Raw genomic sequence first — 19,238 nt, forward strand, 5'->3', positions numbered from 1 at the left:
GAGAATCGAACCACGCGCCATCAAGCGAAGACCAAAATCTTACCCTCTACTGACCGAAACTCGGCCTGTAGCAAGAGCGACGGTGCAAAAATACGGTCATCCGAAAAAGGTTAAGTAAGTGCCATTCAACTCTGACCCCATTTAACTATTTTCGTTGAAATTGGATATGAAAAAGACTGAATTTCTGGATGCTTGCAGTGGTGCTATTGGCGCTGCACATGTTCTTACTGATGAAGCCGACAAGGCTGCGTATCTGACCGATCAGCGTCAACGCTACACCGGCACTGCGCTGGCCGTGGTTAAACCCGCCGACACCACCGAAGTAGCCGCCATCGTTAAGCTCTGCACACAATTCCAAATTCCCATCGTCCCCCAAGGCGGCAACACTGGCCTGGTGCTTGGCAGCGTCCCAGACCAAAGCGGACAAGCAATCGTACTATCGCTCAAACGCCTAAACAAGATTCGCGCCGTCGACCCGCTCAACCACACCATCACCGTCGAAGCCGGCTGCATCCTGCAACACATCCAGGAAGCCGCCGCCGCCGCACAATGCCTCCTCCCCCTATCGCTCGCAGCTGAAGGCAGCTGCACCATCGGCGGCAACCTCTCAACCAACGCCGGCGGCACCGCCGTACTCCGCTACGGCAACACCCGTGAACTCTGCCTCGGCCTGGAAGTAGTCACCGCCCAAGGCGAAATCCTGCACGGCCTGCGCGGACTCCGCAAAGACAACACCGGTTACGACCTGCGCGACCTGTTCATCGGCGCCGAAGGCACGCTAGGCATCATCACTGCAGCCGTGCTAAAGATATTCCCGCAACCAAAAGGTCAATTGACCGCGCTGGCGGCAATCCAGACCCCGGCCGATGCCCTGCGCCTGCTAAGCCTCGTACAAGAGCGCTGCGGCGCCACCCTGACCGGCTTTGAACTGATGTCCGACCTGTGCCTGCAACTGGTCGCCAAACATTTCCCGCAATTGCAATTCCCATTCGCCGAGCACCACCCCCACTACGTATTGATGGAACTATCCGACAGCGAATCCGCAGCCCACGCCAACACCTTGCTGGAAGCCGTAATCGGCGCCGCGCTGGAACAGGACATTTGCCAGGATGCCGTGCTCGCCAGCTCAACCGCCCAGTCACGCGCCCTATGGCAACTGCGCGAAAGCATATCCGAGGCACAAGCCAAGGAAGGCAAAAATATCAAGCACGACATCTCACTGCCGATTTCCCGCATCGCCGAGTTCATCACCGTCACCGACGCCCTGCTGCAAGAGCATTTCCCCGGTTGCCGCAACGTCACCTTCGGCCATCTGGGAGACGGCAATCTGCACTACAACGTATCGCCACCCGTCGCCACTTCCGCCGACCAATTCATAGAACGGCAAGCCGACATCAACCGCCTGGTGCATGACAGCGTCGACCGCATGAACGGCTCGATCTCGGCCGAACATGGGCTAGGCGCCCTCAAGCGCGATGAAATCCTGCGCTATAAATCTCCGGTGGAGATTGCGTTGATGAAAACCATCAAACAGGCACTCGATCCGTTGAACCTGATGAATCCAGGCAAGGTAATCTGACGCGCCGAACAGCACCAGGTCTGTCGACATTGCCACTTTACAATCTGTTACACCACCCTTGTATGCGCAGACCGCTAACCAAGCGTTAATTACCGGTATAAACGCAGCGGTGTAAGCCGAAAATTGCATAAGGTGGAACATGTCGACTATAAGAAAACCCGGTTTGCTATCGATCGCCTCGCTGCTGGGCTGCCTGGCAATGACCAATGCCAATGCGCAAAGTGCCCAGCCACCTCTGAACGACTCGGAAAAAGCGCTGCATGTCCTGAACCGGCTAGCCTACGGCCCACGTCCCGGCGATGTCGATGCAGTCAGGCGCATCGGCATCAAGCGCTATATCGAGCAGCAATTGAATCCCGACAGCGTGCCGATGCCAGCCGACCTGACGGATAAACTATCAGCCTTATCGACTTATCAACTGACACCGCCTCAGCTTTACCAGCAGTACGGCCCGCCCTCCTTCCCTCCCAATACCGCCACTCCCGAAGAAAAGAACATGGCGCGCCAGCGCGCCAACAAGGAAATCACGCCTCAGGTGCATTTCGCCCGGTTATGGCAAGCCACCGAAAGCCCGCGTCAATTACAGGAAGTGATGACCGAGTTCTGGTTCAATCATTTCAATGTCTTCGAGGGTAAGGAGTGGGTGCGCTACTGGGATGGCGAATATGAAAAAGACGTATTGCGCCCCAACGCGCTCGGCAATTTCCGCCAGTTGCTGGGCGCGGTTGCCCATCATCCGGCGATGTTGTACTACCTTGATAATTGGCTGAGCAGTGGCGTCAATACGCCGGAAGCCAAAGGCCGCTTTAAAGGACTCAACGAAAATTACGGCCGTGAATTGCTAGAGCTGCACACCATGGGTGTCGACAGCGGCTACACTCAGGCCGATGTGATTTCCCTGGCGCGCATCCTGACCGGCTGGACCATCGATGAAAAGGGCATGAAAGACGGCCATCCGGGATTCGTCTTCAACCCGCGCCGCCATGATTTCGGCGATAAGGTATTCCTCGGCCAGACCATCAAAGGCAGCGGCTATCAGGAAGGCGAGCAGGCGCTCGATATCCTCGCGCGTCATCCCGCCACCGCGCACTTCGTTGCCGCCAAACTGGTCCGGTATTTCGTTTCCGACCAACCTGAACCGGTGTTGACCGAGAAACTGGCGCGCCGCTTCCTGAGCAGCAACGGCGACATCAAGGCGGTACTCCATACCTTGTTCGACAGCCCGGAATTCTGGGCCCGCAGCAATTACCAGACCCAGTTCAAGACGCCGTATCAATACGTGGTGTCGTCGCTACGTGCAACCGCGACGCCGGTACTCAATGTCAAACCGATTGACGGCGTGCTGAATCAACTCGGCCAGCCGCTATATGGCTGGCTGACCCCGGAAGGTTATAAATTCTCAGAAGAAGCCTGGCTCAATCCGGATGCCCTGCTACGCCGCATCAATTTCGTCAACAGCCTGAGCAACGGCAAATCGCCGATAGCCCGCGGCGAAATGCCGGCTCCGGCTGGCACCATGCCGAACGCCGTCGGCCCTGCCGACCCACAGCAACTGATACAAACCCTGACCCCGACGCTGGCGCCGTACAGCCTCAGCACCATCGGCGCCGCACCGGCCAACCTGCAGGTCGGCCTGATACTCGGCAGCCCGGATTTCATGAAAAGATAGCCCATTGGAGCCCTGTTATGAACCGTCGTGATTTCATCCGCCATCTCGGCTTGAGCACCAGTGGCGCGATCCTGATTCCAGTCGGCTTGTCCGGTTGCGTGGTGGCGCCTGCCGCCAAACCGCAGGCAAAGGCCAAAGCTCCTCCGGTCGCCGCTGCCGTCGTCAGCGATAGTCCGCTGTCGTATGGCAGTCCGTTGCAGCGCGCCCATGCCGCCGGCGACGGCACGCCGCGCATGATCGTGGTGTTCCTGCGTGGCGCGGTGGATGGTTTGAACGTAGTGGTGCCACATGGCGATCACAATTACTACAAGGCGCGGCCGGGAATTGCAGTATCTCGTCCGGGAACGCAAAACGGCGCGATCGACCTGACCGGCTATTTCGGCCTGCATCCGGCCCTGCAAGCGCTGCAGCCATATTGGGATGGCGGCCAGCTGGCCTTCATTCACGCCTCGGGATCACCCGATATGTCGCGTTCGCATTTCGAAGCGCAGGATTACATGGAAACCGGCACTCCGGGCCGGCACAATACACGTGATGGCTGGATGAATCGGATGCTCGGCGTCATGCCACCGTCATCTTCGCCGATGCAAGCCCTGACGTTGGGCGAATCGGTGCCGCGCATCCTGACCGGCAAAGCAGTGGTCGCCAACATGCCGACCGGCCGCGATGCAACCCGGCCGATCCTGATCGACCGCCCCGAAGTCAACCAGGCTTATGCCGCGCTCTATGCGCAAGATGCAGTCCTTGGCAAAACCTATCGCGACGGCGTTTCGGCGCGCAAGGAATTGATGGCAGACGCCAGCAGCACGGAACAAAAGGCGGCCAACAACGGTGCGCCACTGCCAAATGGCTTGTCGATCGACACTTCCCGCCTGGGCCGTTTAATGCGCAGCAATCCGGACATCCGGCTCGGCTTTATCGCCGTCGGCGGCTGGGATACCCATGCCAACCAGGGTAACGGCAACGGCCAGCTAGCCAACCGGCTGCGACCGCTGGCCGACGGCCTGACTACACTGGCACGCGAACTCGGGCCGGCTTTTAACGATACGGTGATTGTGGTCATGTCGGAATTCGGCCGCACCTTCCGCGAAAACGGCAACGGCGGCACCGATCACGGCCACGGCAACGCCATGTGGCTGTTAGGCGGCAATGTTCGCGGCCGTAGCATCTACGGTCAATGGCCAGGCATCGACGACAAATCCCTCAACGAAGGCCGCGACCTGGCTGTCACCACCGATTTCCGCGCAGTGCTGGCGACGCTGGCGGAAAAACATATGCGCATCGGCGACCCGGCCATGCAAAAACTGTTTCCGCAATATGCCGCGGGCAATGCCCATGCATTGAATTTTCTGGTGTAAAAAGCAGGGGGATTAGCGCACCAGCGCCTTGATCTCCGCTAGCTGGCGCCGTGAAATCGGCAGGCGATGATCGATGTCGCGCAAGATGACTTGCCAGATTTCCTGTGGCCTCTCGCCCTCGCTGTCGCTATCCGTGATGTGCATGACGCGTTCGACGCCACTGATGGCGTTACGCGCCACCAGCGCATTGCGATGCACGCGCACAAAGTGCACAGCCAGCTCTTCTTCGATCGACACCAGCGAATCTTCGATCAGGTATTCCTTGTTCTTGGTACGTAGCGTGACGTATTTCAATTCGGCTTTCAGATACAGCACTTCCGCCATCGGCACTAGCGACATGCGGCCGCGCTCCTGCACGGAAAAATGCTGGCGCGGCAAACCTGCGACGGCCGCCGGTGCAGCCATCGCCGCCGCTTGCGCCTGTTGCCGCACGCGGCTCGCGCGCGTGATGGTTTGCGCCAATCGCGTTGCGCGCACCGGCTTGACCAGGTAGTCGAAAGCCTGCACATCGAATGCGCTCAAGGCGTAATCGTCATAGGCAGTCACGAAAATAATCAGCGGCGGCTCGGTGCTGCCGGCATTGCGGATCAGTTGCTCGGCCAGTTGCAATCCGCTCATGCCGGGCATTTGCACATCCAGCAAAATCAAGTCCGGCGCGGTAGCCCGTATGCCTTCCAGCGCGGTCTCCGCATGGCCGGCTTCGCCCACCAGGTAATGCGGACAGTCAGCCACGATGTCGGATAGCAGCGTGCTCAACCTGGCACGTGCAGGCGCTTCATCATCGACGATAAATATGCGAGGGATCATGGAAATAGAAAGGTATCGGCGTTATTGATTTATGTTGGTCTTTTGTTGATTTTTTTATCTGCTGCCTTGCGGCTTGGCCAGGGCCGCTTTGACATACGGAAAACTGGCGCGCACCTCAAACTGCCCGAGCTTGGTGGTGGTAGTCAATTGCGCTTCGACATCGTACAGCAACGACAACCGCTCGCGAATATTCTCCAGCGCCATCTGATTCCCTTCAGGCAGTGCGGCGACACCTTTGCCGCTGTATGGATTGTAAGGATTGGTGATGATGATTTCAATCCGTTCCAGCGAATGACTTAACTGAATCCGGATCAAGGCCGGCTCGGTGCTCGGTTCAACGCCATAGTGAACGGCGTTTTCTATCAAAGGCTGCAACAGCAAGGTCGGAATCTGCGCCCGGAAAATCACTTCATCGCTGATGCCTGCACGCTCCCACTGCACTTTCAGGCGCTCGCCAAGACGTATTTTTTCTATCGACAGGTATTGCCGGCACAGGCGGATTTCCTTTTCCAACGTGGTCATGGCACGGCCATCGCGCATCAGGACCCGGATCAGATCCGCCAAATCTTCCAGCGCGGCCTCCGCCCGGCGCGGCTCGGTCCGGATCAGCGACAGCACCGCATTCAGGCTGTTGAACAGAAAGTGCGGCCGGATCCGTGCCTGCAACGCTTGCAACCTGGCTTCCACCAGCACCGGGGAAAATGCTTTGGCGCGCAACTCGAAATAGTGTTGCAGCGCGCCGCCGAACAGCGCCGCCACAAATGCCGCAAGCGGCGCGCCGCCGGTTGCGCTCAGATGAGAAAAGCCGCTGAAAAACCAGTCGAAGCCAGACAACAGTTTGATTACCGCAATCGTCACCAGCGCCGGCACGAGCCAGCATGACAAACGCTGAAGAAATAAAGAAAAGCGCAAAGGAAAGCGATCGGCAAACCGATGCAAACCGCACAATATCGACAATGACAGAAAACAGGCGGGCTCGATCAACATGGCCGACTCGACAAAGCTGTTGAGCGCGGCCATCACGCTATCGCTGTGCAGCAGCAACGCCGCCATGACGGCCAAGTTGACCGCAATCAGCACGCGAAATACCACGCCCAGGTTGCAGCCATCGGGAATCACAACGGTATTCGGCCGTTGCGTTTGCGCGTTGTCTGCGATCTGGTCGTTGGGCATGAAGGAAAATTAGTTATTGGAACAGCAATTAACAATTATTTAAGGTTTTCCCTGGGACTGGAAAATGCTTGCGACATGCTTCTGCGCGCCGAGATTCAACCATAAAAGCAGGTTTTCAGGAACGGTGATTTATAATCGCATAATTCATTGCTATCCCAACGCACGATTCAATACCCGATTCAATACTTGGTTCAATACATAATTATGACAGCACAACTCTCCAAAAAAGGCGAAGCCTGGTCGGCTCGTTTCTCCGAACCGGTCTCTGATCTGGTCAAACGCTACACTGCCTCGGTATTTTTCGACAAGCGCCTGGCCGCAGTCGATATCCAGGGTTCGCTGGCCCACGCCGAGATGCTTGCATATCAAAAAATCATCAGTGCCGACGACTATGCGGCCATCCAGAAAGGCATGAGCCAGATCCAGGGTGAAATCGCCGCCGGCAAATTCGAATGGCTGCTGGATCTGGAAGACGTCCACCTGAACATCGAAAAACGCCTGACCGAACTGGTCGGCGACGCCGGCAAACGCCTGCATACCGGCCGTTCGCGCAACGACCAGGTCGCCACCGACATCCGCCTCTACCTGCGCGGCGCCATCGACGACATCAGCGGCTTGTTGCGCGAACTGCGCCTGGCCCTGCTGGATCTGGCGGAACAGCACGCCGATACCATCCTGCCCGGCTTCACGCATATGCAGGTAGCGCAACCGATCACTTTCGGCCATCACGTGTTGGCCTATGTGGAAATGTTCGGACGCGACGCCGAACGCATGCAGGATTGCCGCAAGCGCGTCAACCGCCTGCCGCTGGGCGCCGCCGCACTGGCCGGCACTACGTTCCCTATCGATCGCCAGCGCGTGGCAACCACCCTCGGCTTCGACGACGTCTGCCGCAATTCTCTGGATGCAGTCTCGGATCGCGATTTTGCGATTGAATTCTGCGCCGCCGCCGCGCTGGTGATGACCCACATCTCGCGCATGTCGGAAGAACTGGTGATCTGGATGAGCCCGCGCATCGGCTTCATCGACATCGCCGACCGCTTCTGCACCGGTTCCTCGATCATGCCGCAAAAGAAAAATCCCGACGTGCCGGAACTGGCGCGCGGCAAGACCGGCCGCGTCAACGGCCATCTGATCGCCTTGCTGACCCTGATGAAAGGCCAGCCGCTGGCCTACAACAAGGATAACCAGGAAGACAAGGAACCGTTGTTCGACACCGTCGATACACTGACCGACACGCTGCGCATCTTCGCCGACATGGCGCGCGGTATCAGCGTCAAGCCGGAAGCAATGCGCGCCGCAGCCCTGCAAGGCTACGCCACTGCCACCGACCTGGCCGACTACCTGGTCAAGAAAGGCCTGCCGTTCCGCGATGCCCACGAAGCCGTGGCACGCGCCGTGCGCAGCTGCGTCGACCAGGCTTGCGACCTGAGCGATTTGTCGCTGGATCAATTGCGCGCATTCTCGCCGTTGATCGAGGATGATATTTTCGAGGTGCTCACACTGGAAGGCTCGGTGGCGGCACGCGACCATATCGGCGGCACCGCGCCGCGCCAGGTGCGCCTGGCGATCCAGCATCTGCGTGAGCAGCTGGGCTGAGTCAATCTCCGACTCAAACGCTGATTTAATCTTCAAGATGATGGAAAGCACAATGCTTTCCATCATGCCAATTTGGCATAAGGTACCCGGCAGAAATTCTCAACGCCGAGTATAATTGCCCAAAAACACGCAATATCTCTCCATAACCGACCAAAAGTCGTCACCCCTCCGCGTAAAACATCCGCTTTACCTGGCTCGTGAGTAATATGTGTGCCAGGAATTTCTGACCGAATATCCCTTATACTTTGTTCACTTTTGGTGCGTCCACCCAGCACGCGCCGAAATAAAAACGCTAGCTGCTAGCTGATCTCTTACTTCATAATGCTTTTCGGCTGTAGCTGATCTTTATCCGCTGCCGCCTGGAGACATGTTGTAAGTCGTCGCTCAAAAAAAACGGTACCTGGAGGATTTATAAATGCGAGTCAAAACACTCTTGAAAACACTTCCTTTGCTGATGCTTGCCGCCGGCCTCGGCTTGGCAAGCTCCGCGCATGCAGCTGACGTCAAGCTCGGCCTGGCCGCGGCACTGACCGGACCAGCCGCCAAATACGGCGTCGCCATCAAGAACGGCTTTTCGCTGGCCGCCGACGAAGTCAACGCTGCCGGCGGCGTTAGCGGTAACAAGCTGCAACTGATCATCGAAGATGAGCAAGGCAAAAAAGAAGAAGCAATCAACGTCTTCAAGAAACTGATCTTCAAGGACAAGGTCTTGCTGGTATTCGGCCCTACCCTGTCCAACTCGGCATTCGCTGCCGACCCGATCGCCAATGCCGCCAAAGTAGTGGCATTCGGCACCAGCAATACTGCTGACGGCATCACTGCCATGGGCCCGTTCACCTTCCGCAACTCCGTCATGGAAGCCGACGTTCTGCCGGTCACCACGCGCGCTGCGGTCAAGCATTTCGGCATCAAGAAAGTTGCCATCATCTACGGTAACGACGACGCCTTCACCAAGAGCGGCTACGACGTTTTCAAGGGAACCCTGGCGGATCAGAAGATTCCAGTCACCACCACTGAAGCCTATGCCAAGGGCGACGTCGATTTCAAGGCGCAGCTGACCAAGATCAAAGCGTCGAATCCGGATGCCATCGTTTGCTCCTGCCTGACGGAAGAAGCGGCCAACATCATCCTGCAAACCCGCGCGCTGGGCATGAAGCAGCCGTTCATCGGCGGTAACGGGTTGAATTCGCCGAAACTGTTTGATATCGCCAAGGGCGCTGGCGACGACACCATCATGGGCAGCCCATGGTCGTCGGAAAACATGACGCCGGCCAACAAGGCATTCATGGCCGCCTACAAAGCCAAGTTCGGCAGCGATCCGGATCAGTTCGCTGCGCAAGCCTATGATGCTTTGCATGTGGTTGCCGCCGCTTTGAAGAACGTCAAGCTGAGTGGTGCGATTGACAAGGATCGGATTGCTTTGCAACAGGCTTTGCCGGCAGTGACGATTGATGGCGCGACAGGTAAATTTGCGTTCCGTAAAGCGCCGGCAGTGGCTGGCAAGGAAGTCGGCTATGACGCGCAACAGGACGCGATTGTGAATATTGCCAAGGGTGGCAAGTTCGTATTGCTGAAGTAACAGAGTTAATTGGGGACAGAGTTTACGAGTCGCCGTAGCGCGACAAATTGCTCTGTCCCCTATTAACGGCGTCCGGAGAAAGAACGCCTTCGTCGCATTAACAAAGTACTACACAGACCGCAAAGACCTGTACTCCGTAGCCCGTTAACTGGGGTCAGAGTAATTTACGATGATAAAACTATCGTAAAAAAACTCTGACCCCACTTAACTATATTTGCGGCTGAATTTTAGAAAAAACCTCCATGCTTGAACAACAACTTATCAACGCCCTTTCGCTGGGCAGCGTCTATGCGCTGTTTGCATTGGGCTTCACGCTGGTCTTCGGCGTGCTGGGCGTGATCAATTTATCGCACGGCGCCATTTTCATGCTTGGCAGTTACGCGGCGTTGCTGCTGGTGGAACATCTGGCGCTGCCGCTGTGGCTGGCGATGCTGGCGGCAATGCTGGTGTCGGGCCTGCTCGGCTTGCTGGTCGACTATCTGGTGCTGAAACCACTGCGGGCACGCAACGCGCCGCATCTGGCGCCCATGATCGCCACTATTGGCGTCGCCACCATCCTTACCAGCCTGGCGCAAGGTATGTTTGGCGCTGAAAACAAGCGCTTCCCGGTCGGCACCATTCCAGAAGACAGCTATAACTGGGGCCATCTGCATGTCACCGCGGTGCAAATCGGCATCGTCTTGATTTCCTTCATCCTGATGCTGGTGCTGCTGGCTGTGATGCGCCGCACCCAGCTTGGCCGTGCCTTGCGCGCGATTGCCGAATCACCGAAAGCAGCATACCTGCTCGGCATCAATGTCGAGGGCCTGTTCTATCTGACTTCGTTCGCCGCTGCCGCCCTCGGTGGCGCCGCTGGCGTGCTGGTCGGCCTGTCGTTCAACGCGATTACGCCATTCATGGGCCAGCCGATGCTGCACAAAGGCATCGCCGTCATCATCCTGGGCGGCATGGGCGACATTCGCGGCGCCATGATTGCCGGCCTGTTCCTCGGTTTCGCCGAGGTGCTGACGGTTGCCTATATTTCCAGCGATTTCCGCGACGCCGTGGGATTCGGATTACTGTTTCTGATTTTATTGGTCAAGCCTTCCGGAATGTTTGGCAAAGTACTGGAAAGGAAGGCCTGACATGACCGAACTGCTTACAACTGTCGGCGCTGCCGGCTTCCTGGACTGGTGGGATGGTTTCTGGTCGACCTACAACACCGTCATTTTCAGCCTCGGCGTCAACGCCATGCTGGCGCTTTCGATTTACGTTACGTTGTCATGCGGTCTGCTGTCGCTGGCCAACGCTGCGTTCATGGGCATCGGCGCTTATGCCGCCTCGCTGATCAGCATGCAGACCGGCCTGCCGTTTCCGGCAGCGCTGGCAATCGGCGGCGCATTGCCGGCGCTGGTGGCGCTGATCATCGGCATTCCGACCTTGCGCCTGTCCGGCGTCTATCTGGCGATGGCGACCCTCGGCTTCGGCGAGGTGGTTCGCGTCGTGGTGCTCAATATGGATATCACCGGCGGCCCGCTCGGCTTGAACGGCATCCCGTTGAAAACCGAATGGTGGCACATAGTGCTGCTGCTGGCGCTTACGCTGTACATCCTGGCGCGCATCCGCCGCTCCAAAATCGGCCGCGCCTTCGAAGCTATCAAGGAAGATGAAGTTGCGGCGCGCCTGATGGGCGTCAATGTCGCCGGCTACAAGCTGCTGGCGTTTGTCATCGGCGCCGCCATTGCCGGCGTGGCCGGCGGCCTCAACGCCCACTACACTTTCACCATCGGCCCGGGCAACTACGCTTTCGAAAACGCCGTCGAAATCCTGACCATGGCCGTGTTCGGCGGCACCAGCAGCCTGATCGGCCCGACCATCGGCGGCATGGTGCTGACGATGCTGCCGGAAGTGCTGCGCGATTTCAACAGCTATCGGTCGGTCGTCAACGGCCTGATCCTGGTGCTGGTGATCCTGTATCTGCCCAAAGGCATCTGGGACCCACGCCGGATTCGTGCATTTTTCCAGCGCAAGGCGCAGGCTGGAGGAAGTAAATAATGCTGCAACTCAAAAACATCAGCAAGAATTTTGGCGGCCTGCAGGTTTTGCAAGACGTCAACTTCAACGTCCCGCAAGGCGGCATCTTTGGCCTGATCGGCCCTAACGGCGCCGGCAAAACCACCGTATTCAACCTGATCACCGGTTTGCTGCGCGCTTCCGGTGGCGCGATTGAATTCGACGGCCAGGACATCGGCAAGGTCGCACCGCACAAGATCACCGAACGCGGCATCGCCCGCACCTTCCAGAACATCCGCGTGTTCAAGGAAATGACCTTGCTGGAAAACGTCGTGGTCGGCATGCACGATCATATGCATTACGGCTTCGGCAGCCTATTGCTCAATCTTGGCGGCTTCAGAAAGATCGAAGCCCAGGCACGCGAGCGGGCATTGGAATTATTGTCCTGGGTACGTTTGGATCATAAGGCGCAGATGCTGGCCGACAGCCTCTCCTACGGCGAGCAGCGCAAACTGGAATTCGCCCGGGCATTGGCAACCAAGCCGAAACTGTTGCTGCTCGACGAACCGGTCGCTGGCATGAATCCCGCCGAGAAAACCGAACTGATGACGGAAATCCTGAACATCAAGCAGCGTGGCTTCAGCATCTTCATGATCGAGCACGATATGCGTTTCGTGATGGGTTTGTGCGACCGCATCGCGGTCCTCAACTTTGGCCGCATTATTGCCGAAGGCAGCCCCGATCAGATCAAGAACAACCAGGAAGTGATTGAAGCCTACCTGGGCAAGGAAGACGCAGAATGAAGGCCGCAGCAACCATGAACAAGACACCGATTCTGCAAGTGCAGGACCTGGCGGTTTCATACGGCCATATCGAAGCGGTCAAAGGCATCGACCTGACGCTCAACGAAGGCGAAATCACCGCACTGGTAGGTGCTAACGGCGCCGGCAAAAGCACCGCCCTGCTCGCCATCTCCGGCCTGCTGAAGCCAACCCGCGGAGAGGTGCTGTTCAATCAGCAGGACTTGACCAGGCTGTCGCCGCACAAGATTGTCCAGAGCGGCGTGGTACAGGTCGCCGAAGGCCGCGCCACGCTTACCACCCTGAGCATTGCCGAAAACCTGGCGCTGGGTGCATATACCCGCAAGGACAAGGCGCAGATCTCCACGGATCTGGACTGGGTGTATTCTCTGTTCCCGGTGCTGCAACGACGCAAGGATGGCCTGGCCGGCAACCTGTCCGGTGGCGAACAGCAAATGCTGGCCATCGGCCGCGCGCTGATGGCCAAGCCGCGTGTGCTGTTGCTGGATGAACCGTCGATGGGGTTGGCGCCGTTGCTGGTGCAAGAGATTTTCCGCATCGTCAAGGAAATCAACCGCACCGGCCTGACGATCTTGCTGGTTGAGCAAAACGTCCGGCAAGCGCTACGCATCGCCCAGCGCGGCTATGTACTGGAAACCGGCAAGATCGTGCTGGCTGACAGCGGCAGTAACTTGCTGAACAATCCCAAAGTGCTGGAAGCGTATCTCGGAGGCTGACCTGCTCGGCAGTGCCAGCGGCGCGCATTAAACCCATGTAGCGATCAAATTCAAGGCCAATATTCATATTGGCCTTATTCATTTCCGGCATACCTGCATACAGGTCAAACCGGTATCTTCCCTGCAAGCTCGGAAAATCCGACAAAACACTCGATCGTCTTGCAGAAGGAAATAAACCATGTTGGGCATTGCTCTACTGTTCATCGGCGCAGTGCTGGTCGTTAATGGCGTCGGCTTGACCGGCCGCATCGAGGCGCGTGAAAACGCCGTTTTCAACTTTCTGGTCGGCATCCTGGCGCTGTTCATCAGTTTGCTGGGCCTGGTCCGTAGCGTTGATAATGCGGGTTACCTTAGTACTGCAGCGGGCTTGTTGTTTGCGTTCACGTACCTGTATCTGGCAGTGGTGCAATGGAAAGGCATGAACGGCAAAGGTTTAGGCTGGTATTGCCTGTTCGTCGCCATCAATACCTTGCCGATGGCGTGGCTGGCAGTGAACCAGGATATCCGCTCTACCGTAATGTGGCTGGCATGGGGCGCACTGTGGTTCTTGTTTTTCCTGGCAATGGCGCTTCAGAAAAGCATTCGATCCCTAGGCCCCATCACCGCGATTATCGGGATTTTCTCATGCTGGATCCCGGGCTTTTTAATGCTGACCGGCCGCTGGTAAAGACACAGTTACTGCAGGCTGCCCCAGCGTTCTACCGCTGGTTCCGCCACCGCCCACTTCCAGATATCATCGCTGCGGCAAGCGCTACCGGTATACCAGGCACGCTTCAACTGCGCGCCCTCACCCGTGTCGACCGACAGCATCATTTCCTTGCACAGAGCAAGCGGGGTGTCTATCAGGCGCGTCACACGCACTTCTCCCTGCTCGTTACCGTAGCCGATCGGATTGACGTATGCCCAGCGCCGCGACTGGCCCACATTCAGCTGGCCGACGATGGCCGCGATTTCATCCTGTTCGGCTTTCTGCCAGCTACGGTATATATATTTGGTGGTGGCGTCGGTCGCTGCCTGCACGCCTATGCCAACGGCATAGCCGACTGCCGGATTGGAGCTGACAGCGCCGCTGGCGACACCCGCCGCCGCTCCGGCAAAACCGCCGATGCTGTTACAGCCGCTCAATACTACTGCCGCCGTCAGCAAGCAAGCGCCGCCAATAACGCTGCGCGAAAAACCACCGCGCGGCATCACTGCAATGCTCCCCAGCGCTCAGTCGCGGGTTCCGCGGACGCCCACTTCCAGGCTGGCCCCGCCTGGCATATGGTCGCCATGTAGAATTCACTGGTCGGCTTGCTGGCCTTATCCACCAACCCGTCGACGGAAAATACAATTTCCTTGCAGCTCATGCCCTGGCTGGCAATAACCCGGCTGACCGTAACCCGGCCGCGTTCGTTGTCCTGGATTGGCAGCGAGTGGATGACCTGCCAGCTGGCGACCGCGCCGACCGCCAGGCTACCGGCCGCGATGGCGATGGCATCCTGCGCCTCGCCATGCACCTTGCGCTGCTGATACTGCACACCCGCGCGTGTCGCCGCTTGCACGCCGAGACCGATACCGGTCGCCACCGCCGCATTATTGGTGAGCTTGCTCGCCAACGCAGTACCGGCCACACCGGCCGCAGCCGAACTGCCTTCGGTCACGACGGAACTACAACCACTCAATATCACTACACTACCCAACACCAGCCAACCACTTATCTGCTTTAACTGCATTACCGAATCCAATATGTAAGCACCGGCCAGGGAGGCATCGGTAGACATCAGCCAAAACAGCTGCAGACATTTAGAAGAGAAAACTTCGGTTCAGTTCGATAGAAAAGTGATGAATTTGCAAATTCTTGTTAAATCATTCCTGACAAGAAAATTTCCAATAAAAAAACGTGGCGTGCAATTACATGCCGCTGCCGTTTGCCCCACCCATGCCGCCCATGCCTTTACCATGTCCCTTGCCGGATGGTTTGTCCTTGCCAACCGTTGAGCTGGGCTCGCAAGATACCTTATCTACGCGCACCAGGCGATCTGCCAGAAACAAACGAACCGCCTGCCGTTGCTGATCGTCAAGCGCGTCATTCATGGTCAGCCACAGTTCGCGCAACTGGCGCCCTTCCTGCGCAGCCAATCCGGATTCGTTATCAATCGCCGCCGACAACTGCCGCAAATCGATTGCCGGATCCTTGAGACCATTACTCATATTGGCTTGCAGATCGTGTTGCCGCTTTTCCCTGTCGCTGAGGATGGTGCGCGTCTTGGTTTCCAGCTGGCGCCATAAAGTCTGTTGATTCGCGTTCAGATGCAACTCGTCCTTCACCCCGCCGGCCACCGACAATACATCCTCAGCATGAAAATCCATCACTGGTGCTGCCAGCGCCGAGGATGCCAGCCCCACGCTGAAAAGGGCTGCGGGCGAACCCAGCTTCAAAGCGGACAACAGCTGCTTGGTGTGCATGACAATCTCCAGTAGATAAATCAGCTATTTAACCGGAGTTGCCGCGCCAGCGAGACAGGTGAATCATTTGGTAACAGCTGGCCACGGTTTGATACACGATGTTGCGGGGCGCAATTTGTCGCGTATTCTTTCCGCACATTGCTTTATTATTAGCAGCTTGCATTGCTGTCATGCTCCCTACGTCACCTTATTGACTGCTTATTGACTGCTTATTGACTGTTTAATGACTGAATAATGGATCGATTCAATCACATGATAAAAATCTCCGGCCTTACCTTCGACTACCCCGGTCACCGCGCTTTGCATCAGGTCAGCCTGCAGGTCGAAGCTGGTAGCGTGACTGCGCTGGTCGGCTCTAACGGCGCCGGCAAAACCACGCTGATGCGCTGCATTGCGGGCCTGGAAACACCGCTCTCAGGTTCGATCGACGTGGCTGGCATGGATGTGCTGGAACAGCCGCGTGAAGTACATCGAATCATGGGTTACCTGTCCGATTTCTATGGCTTGTATCAAGCGCTGACAGTGGCGCAATGCTTTGAATATGCGGCCGCCGCCCAAGGTTTGCCGGCATCGGCGGTCCCGCAGGCGATCCAGACTACCGCGCAGCAACTGGGACTTACAGAACGCCTGCAACAGACCTGCGACAAGCTGTCGCGCGGCTTGCGCCAGCGCGTCGCCATCGGCCAGGCCATCATCCACAGTCCGAAAATCCTGCTGCTGGACGAACCGGCGTCCGGCCTCGATCCGGAAGCGCGCGCCAGCCTGGCCGGACTGTTTCGACAGTTGCAAGCGCAGGGCATGACGCTGCTGGTGTCGTCGCATATCCTGGCAGAACTGGATGAATATTCGACCCATATGCTAGCTTTACGCGATGGCAAAGTGCTGGAATATCGCGCGCTGGCGCACGACAGCACCGAACTCGCTCGACACAAATCGCTGCGGATCACTCTGGCTCAAGCCAATCCCGGCTTGCGCGCGCAACTGGCTACCGAGCCGTCCGTGCAGATAACCGCCAGTGACGAACGTAGCGCCGATTTCGTCTTCAGCGGTGACGAGCACGCCCAGGCGGCATTGCTTGCGCGCCTGATTGCTGGCGGACTGGCGGTTGCCAGCTTTGCAGATCAAAAGGAAAACCTGCAACAATCGTATCTGCGCTCAGTCGCCAGCTATGAAAATAACGGTCAAATCGCCAGGAGCGCATCATGATCAATCCTGAATTCAAACGTAACCTGTGGCTGCAATTCTCCTTACATCGCCTGATCGCCATGCCGGCCATCCTGGGATTGATTTTTTTCACGCTCAGCATCGCCAGTAATAATTTTCCTGACGGCCTGCCGCTGGACAGCATAGCGTTGATCTTGTTCGGCGGGATCGTCTGCCTATGGGGAACCCGCAGCGCCAGCAGCGCCGTGATCGATGAAATCCGCGACAAAACCTGGGACCAGCAACGCATGAGCGCGCTCAATCCCTGGACCATGACCTGGGGCAAGCTGTTCGGCGCCACTGCTTTCAACTGGTATGGCGGCCTTCTTTGTCTGCTGGCATTCGTGATCGCCGCACTGACGCGAGAGGATGCCATGACATTTACCAGCGGCTTGACGCTGGTAGCCCTAGGCATACTGATGCATGCGGCGACGATTGCCCTGAACCTGCATTTGATGCGCAGCGACATCCGCGCCGTGCAGCGCGGCGGTATTGCCTGGGCTGTGGTGCTGATGGTTTTCCTGTTTGCACCACGCTTGCGTTCCGGGATCGACGCTTCCGTTCTCTGGTGGGGGCAGCCGTTTGCGTATAGTGTATTTCTGCTGGCCAGCACGGTGTTCTTTGCCGCCTTCGCTGTATTTGCGGCATGGCGCAGCATGAGCAGCGCATTGCAAATCACCACCATCCCCTGGGCCTGGCCACTGGCTTGCTGCCTGCTGGCAGCCTATGTTGCCGGTTTTACCGACGGCGCCGGACTGTTGTGGATAGCCCTGCTGTTCGCAATGGCCATGACCTATGCTGCGCTATTCTCGGAAGAAAACGACATCGCACTCTGGCAGCGTGTCACAGCCAGGGCAAAGGCTGGCAATTGGCATGGCCTGTTCCGCAATTTACCAATCTGGCCCACAACACTAGTTTTGAGTTTTTGTTTTGCGCTGCTGCTGCAGTTCAGTAATGGCGAAGACCTGCCATTCAAGCTACCGGCAACCATCGCCAGTCTGTCGTTCCTGGCCTTGACGCTGGCTCTTATGCTGTTACGCGACTGCTGCGTCTACCTGTTCTTCGCCTTTTCCGGCAAGAGCAAGCGAGTCGGCGCCACCACCATCTTGTATCTGGCGCTCATCAATGGTTTGCTGCCGTTCCTGAGCAAGATGATGGGATTGAAATCCCTGTCCATATTCTTCATGCCGCTGCATATCGGCAATGGCTGGGTCATGCTTGGCATAGCAGCGCTGCACGCTCTGCTGGCTTTAGCGCTGCTAGGCTGGCGTTGGCGCCAGCAAGCCTTGAAAGATGACTCGCTGCCGCAGGCGGCTTAAGCTAAAACACGCGCCGATGCCAGCAACCCCTCGATGATCTTATCGAGCTTGATCGCATCGGCGGCAAAACCACGTATCCCTTCGGCCAGTTTTTCAGTAGCCATTGCGTCTTCATTGAGCGCATAGCGGAAACTCGCTTCGTCGTAACTAACGGCTTGCAAGTCGGCGCCGGCGGCAGCGTTCTTATCCAATGCACGCGGCAATGCAGCATCGCTGGCTTGCAACTGCGCCAGCAAATCCGGACTGATGGTAAGCAGATCGCAACCTGCAAGCGCAGCAATCTGACCGACGTTACGGAAACTGGCGCCCATTACTTCCGTTTCAATTCCGAAGCGTTTGTAATAACTGTAGATCTGCGCCACCGACTTGACGCCAGGATCGTTCGAGAGCGTGTTGGCGGACTCATCCCAGGCGCTGCCGGCGGATTTCTTGTACCAGTCGTAGATGCGGCCGACGAAGGGTGAGATCAAGCGTACCTTGGCAGCACCGCAAGCAACCGCCTGGCAGAATGCAAACAGCAAAGTCAGGTTGCAACGGATGCCTTCGCGCTCCAGGATGGCTGCGGCCTGAATCCCTTCCCAGGTCGAGGCGATCTTGATCAGCACCCGCTCGCGGCCGATACCGGCAGCTTCATATAAAGCCATGATGCGGCGCGCCCGGGCGACCGTGGCAGCCGTGTCGAAACTGAGTCGCGCATCGACTTCGGTAGACACCCGGCCCGGCACCACTTGCAGAATTTCCAGGCCAAACCGCACCAGCACCTGATCGACGATCTGGTCCGGCGCGCTGCCGGCATGGGCCGCGACTGTCTCCGCCAGCAACGGCGCGTAATCGGCTTGCTGGACTGCTTTCAGGATCAGCGACGGATTAGTGGTAGCGTCGCGCGGTTTGAATTGCGCCAGCTGTTTGAAATTTCCGGTATCGGCCACTACTGTCGTGTATTGCTTGAGCTGGTCCAGCTGATTCATGGTTCAT

At 57.6% G+C, this 19,238-nt stretch carries 18 protein-coding genes; 12 read left to right on the forward strand and 6 right to left on the reverse strand.

Annotated features, from left to right (window positions below; genetic code table 11):
• Nucleotides 1-166: 166 nt before the first annotated feature.
• The 3 genes from KHU29_RS10105 (at nucleotide 167) to KHU29_RS10115 (ending at nucleotide 4,606) form a co-directional block, all read left to right on the forward strand.
• Entirely contained in the window at nucleotides 167-1,579 is a 1,413-nt protein-coding gene (locus KHU29_RS10105) for an FAD-binding oxidoreductase (RefSeq protein WP_211452689.1), read from the forward strand.
• Nucleotides 1,580-1,718: 139 nt separating this feature from the next.
• The gene (locus tag KHU29_RS10110; RefSeq protein ID WP_211452690.1) at nucleotides 1,719-3,248 is read left to right on the forward strand and encodes a DUF1800 domain-containing protein; all 1,530 of its coding nucleotides are present in this window, start codon (nucleotides 1,719-1,721) and stop codon (nucleotides 3,246-3,248) included.
• Between the two features lie 17 nt (nucleotides 3,249-3,265).
• A complete protein-coding gene (locus KHU29_RS10115) occupies nucleotides 3,266-4,606 on the forward strand; it encodes a DUF1501 domain-containing protein (RefSeq protein WP_211452691.1) in 1,341 nt (446 codons plus the stop codon).
• A 12-nt stretch (nucleotides 4,607-4,618) separates the two neighbouring features.
• Here the strand turns inward: KHU29_RS10115 and KHU29_RS10120 are convergent, their stop codons facing one another.
• On the reverse strand, nucleotides 4,619-5,413 hold the full coding sequence (locus tag KHU29_RS10120; RefSeq protein ID WP_211452692.1) for a LytR/AlgR family response regulator transcription factor: 795 nt from the start codon (nucleotides 5,411-5,413) through the stop codon (nucleotides 4,619-4,621).
• 54 nt (nucleotides 5,414-5,467) lie between these two features.
• Complete coding sequence (locus KHU29_RS10125) at nucleotides 5,468-6,586, reverse strand: sensor histidine kinase (RefSeq protein ID WP_211452693.1); 1,119 nt, start codon at nucleotides 6,584-6,586, stop codon at nucleotides 5,468-5,470.
• Between the two features lie 204 nt (nucleotides 6,587-6,790).
• On the opposite strand from KHU29_RS10125, the gene argH reads away from it, so the two are divergent.
• From argH to KHU29_RS10160, 7 genes are all read left to right on the forward strand, one after another.
• Entirely contained in the window at nucleotides 6,791-8,185 is a 1,395-nt protein-coding gene (gene argH, locus KHU29_RS10130) for an argininosuccinate lyase (protein WP_211452694.1), read from the forward strand.
• Between the two features lie 415 nt (nucleotides 8,186-8,600).
• Entirely contained in the window at nucleotides 8,601-9,764 is a 1,164-nt protein-coding gene (locus KHU29_RS10135; RefSeq protein WP_211452695.1) for an ABC transporter substrate-binding protein, read from the forward strand.
• Between the two features lie 242 nt (nucleotides 9,765-10,006).
• Nucleotides 10,007-10,888, forward strand: a complete 882-nt coding sequence (locus tag KHU29_RS10140; protein WP_211452696.1) for a branched-chain amino acid ABC transporter permease — start codon at nucleotides 10,007-10,009, stop codon at nucleotides 10,886-10,888.
• Between the two features lies 1 nt (nucleotide 10,889).
• Entirely contained in the window at nucleotides 10,890-11,798 is a 909-nt protein-coding gene (locus tag KHU29_RS10145; RefSeq protein ID WP_211452697.1) for a branched-chain amino acid ABC transporter permease, read from the forward strand.
• Nucleotides 11,798-12,559, forward strand: coding sequence for an ABC transporter ATP-binding protein (locus KHU29_RS10150; RefSeq protein ID WP_211452698.1), 762 nt, complete (start codon nucleotides 11,798-11,800; stop codon nucleotides 12,557-12,559). The genes KHU29_RS10145 and KHU29_RS10150 overlap by 1 nt, the downstream gene beginning before the upstream one ends.
• Entirely contained in the window at nucleotides 12,556-13,293 is a 738-nt protein-coding gene (locus KHU29_RS10155; protein WP_246541810.1) for an ABC transporter ATP-binding protein, read from the forward strand. The genes KHU29_RS10150 and KHU29_RS10155 overlap by 4 nt, the downstream gene beginning before the upstream one ends.
• Nucleotides 13,294-13,471: 178 nt before the next feature.
• Entirely contained in the window at nucleotides 13,472-13,960 is a 489-nt protein-coding gene (locus KHU29_RS10160) for an AmiS/UreI family transporter (protein ID WP_092439163.1), read from the forward strand.
• Between the two features lie 8 nt (nucleotides 13,961-13,968).
• On the opposite strand, the gene KHU29_RS10165 is transcribed toward KHU29_RS10160, so the two are convergent.
• The 3 genes from KHU29_RS10165 to KHU29_RS10175 all read right to left on the reverse strand — a co-directional run bounded on the left by KHU29_RS10165 (nucleotide 13,969) and on the right by KHU29_RS10175 (nucleotide 15,741).
• Nucleotides 13,969-14,484, reverse strand: coding sequence for a hypothetical protein (locus tag KHU29_RS10165; protein ID WP_211452802.1), 516 nt, complete (start codon nucleotides 14,482-14,484; stop codon nucleotides 13,969-13,971).
• Nucleotides 14,484-15,008: a hypothetical protein gene (locus tag KHU29_RS10170; RefSeq protein WP_211452801.1), complete on the reverse strand. Its 525-nt coding sequence runs from the start codon at nucleotides 15,006-15,008 to the stop codon at nucleotides 14,484-14,486. Before KHU29_RS10170 ends, KHU29_RS10165 begins: the two co-directional genes overlap by 1 nt.
• Before the next feature lie 178 nt (nucleotides 15,009-15,186).
• Complete coding sequence (locus tag KHU29_RS10175) at nucleotides 15,187-15,741, reverse strand: hypothetical protein (RefSeq protein WP_211452699.1); 555 nt, start codon at nucleotides 15,739-15,741, stop codon at nucleotides 15,187-15,189.
• Nucleotides 15,742-15,993: 252 nt separating this feature from the next.
• Between KHU29_RS10175 and KHU29_RS10180 the strand changes: the two genes are divergently transcribed.
• Both KHU29_RS10180 and KHU29_RS10185 read left to right on the forward strand, forming a co-directional pair.
• A complete protein-coding gene (locus KHU29_RS10180; RefSeq protein WP_211452700.1) occupies nucleotides 15,994-16,947 on the forward strand; it encodes an ABC transporter ATP-binding protein in 954 nt (317 codons plus the stop codon).
• Nucleotides 16,944-18,263, forward strand: coding sequence for a hypothetical protein (locus tag KHU29_RS10185; protein WP_211452701.1), 1,320 nt, complete (start codon nucleotides 16,944-16,946; stop codon nucleotides 18,261-18,263). Before KHU29_RS10180 ends, KHU29_RS10185 begins: the two co-directional genes overlap by 4 nt.
• Here the strand turns inward: KHU29_RS10185 and tal are convergent.
• The gene (gene tal, locus KHU29_RS10190) at nucleotides 18,260-19,231 is read right to left on the reverse strand and encodes a transaldolase (protein ID WP_211452702.1); all 972 of its coding nucleotides are present in this window, start codon (nucleotides 19,229-19,231) and stop codon (nucleotides 18,260-18,262) included. The two genes, KHU29_RS10185 and tal, sit on opposite strands and share 4 nt — an antisense overlap.
• Nucleotides 19,232-19,238 lie beyond the last annotated feature (7 nt).

Origin of the sequence: Collimonas antrihumi (genome assembly GCF_018304965.1) — a bacterium.
GTDB lineage: Bacteria > Pseudomonadota > Gammaproteobacteria > Burkholderiales > Burkholderiaceae_D > Collimonas > Collimonas antrihumi.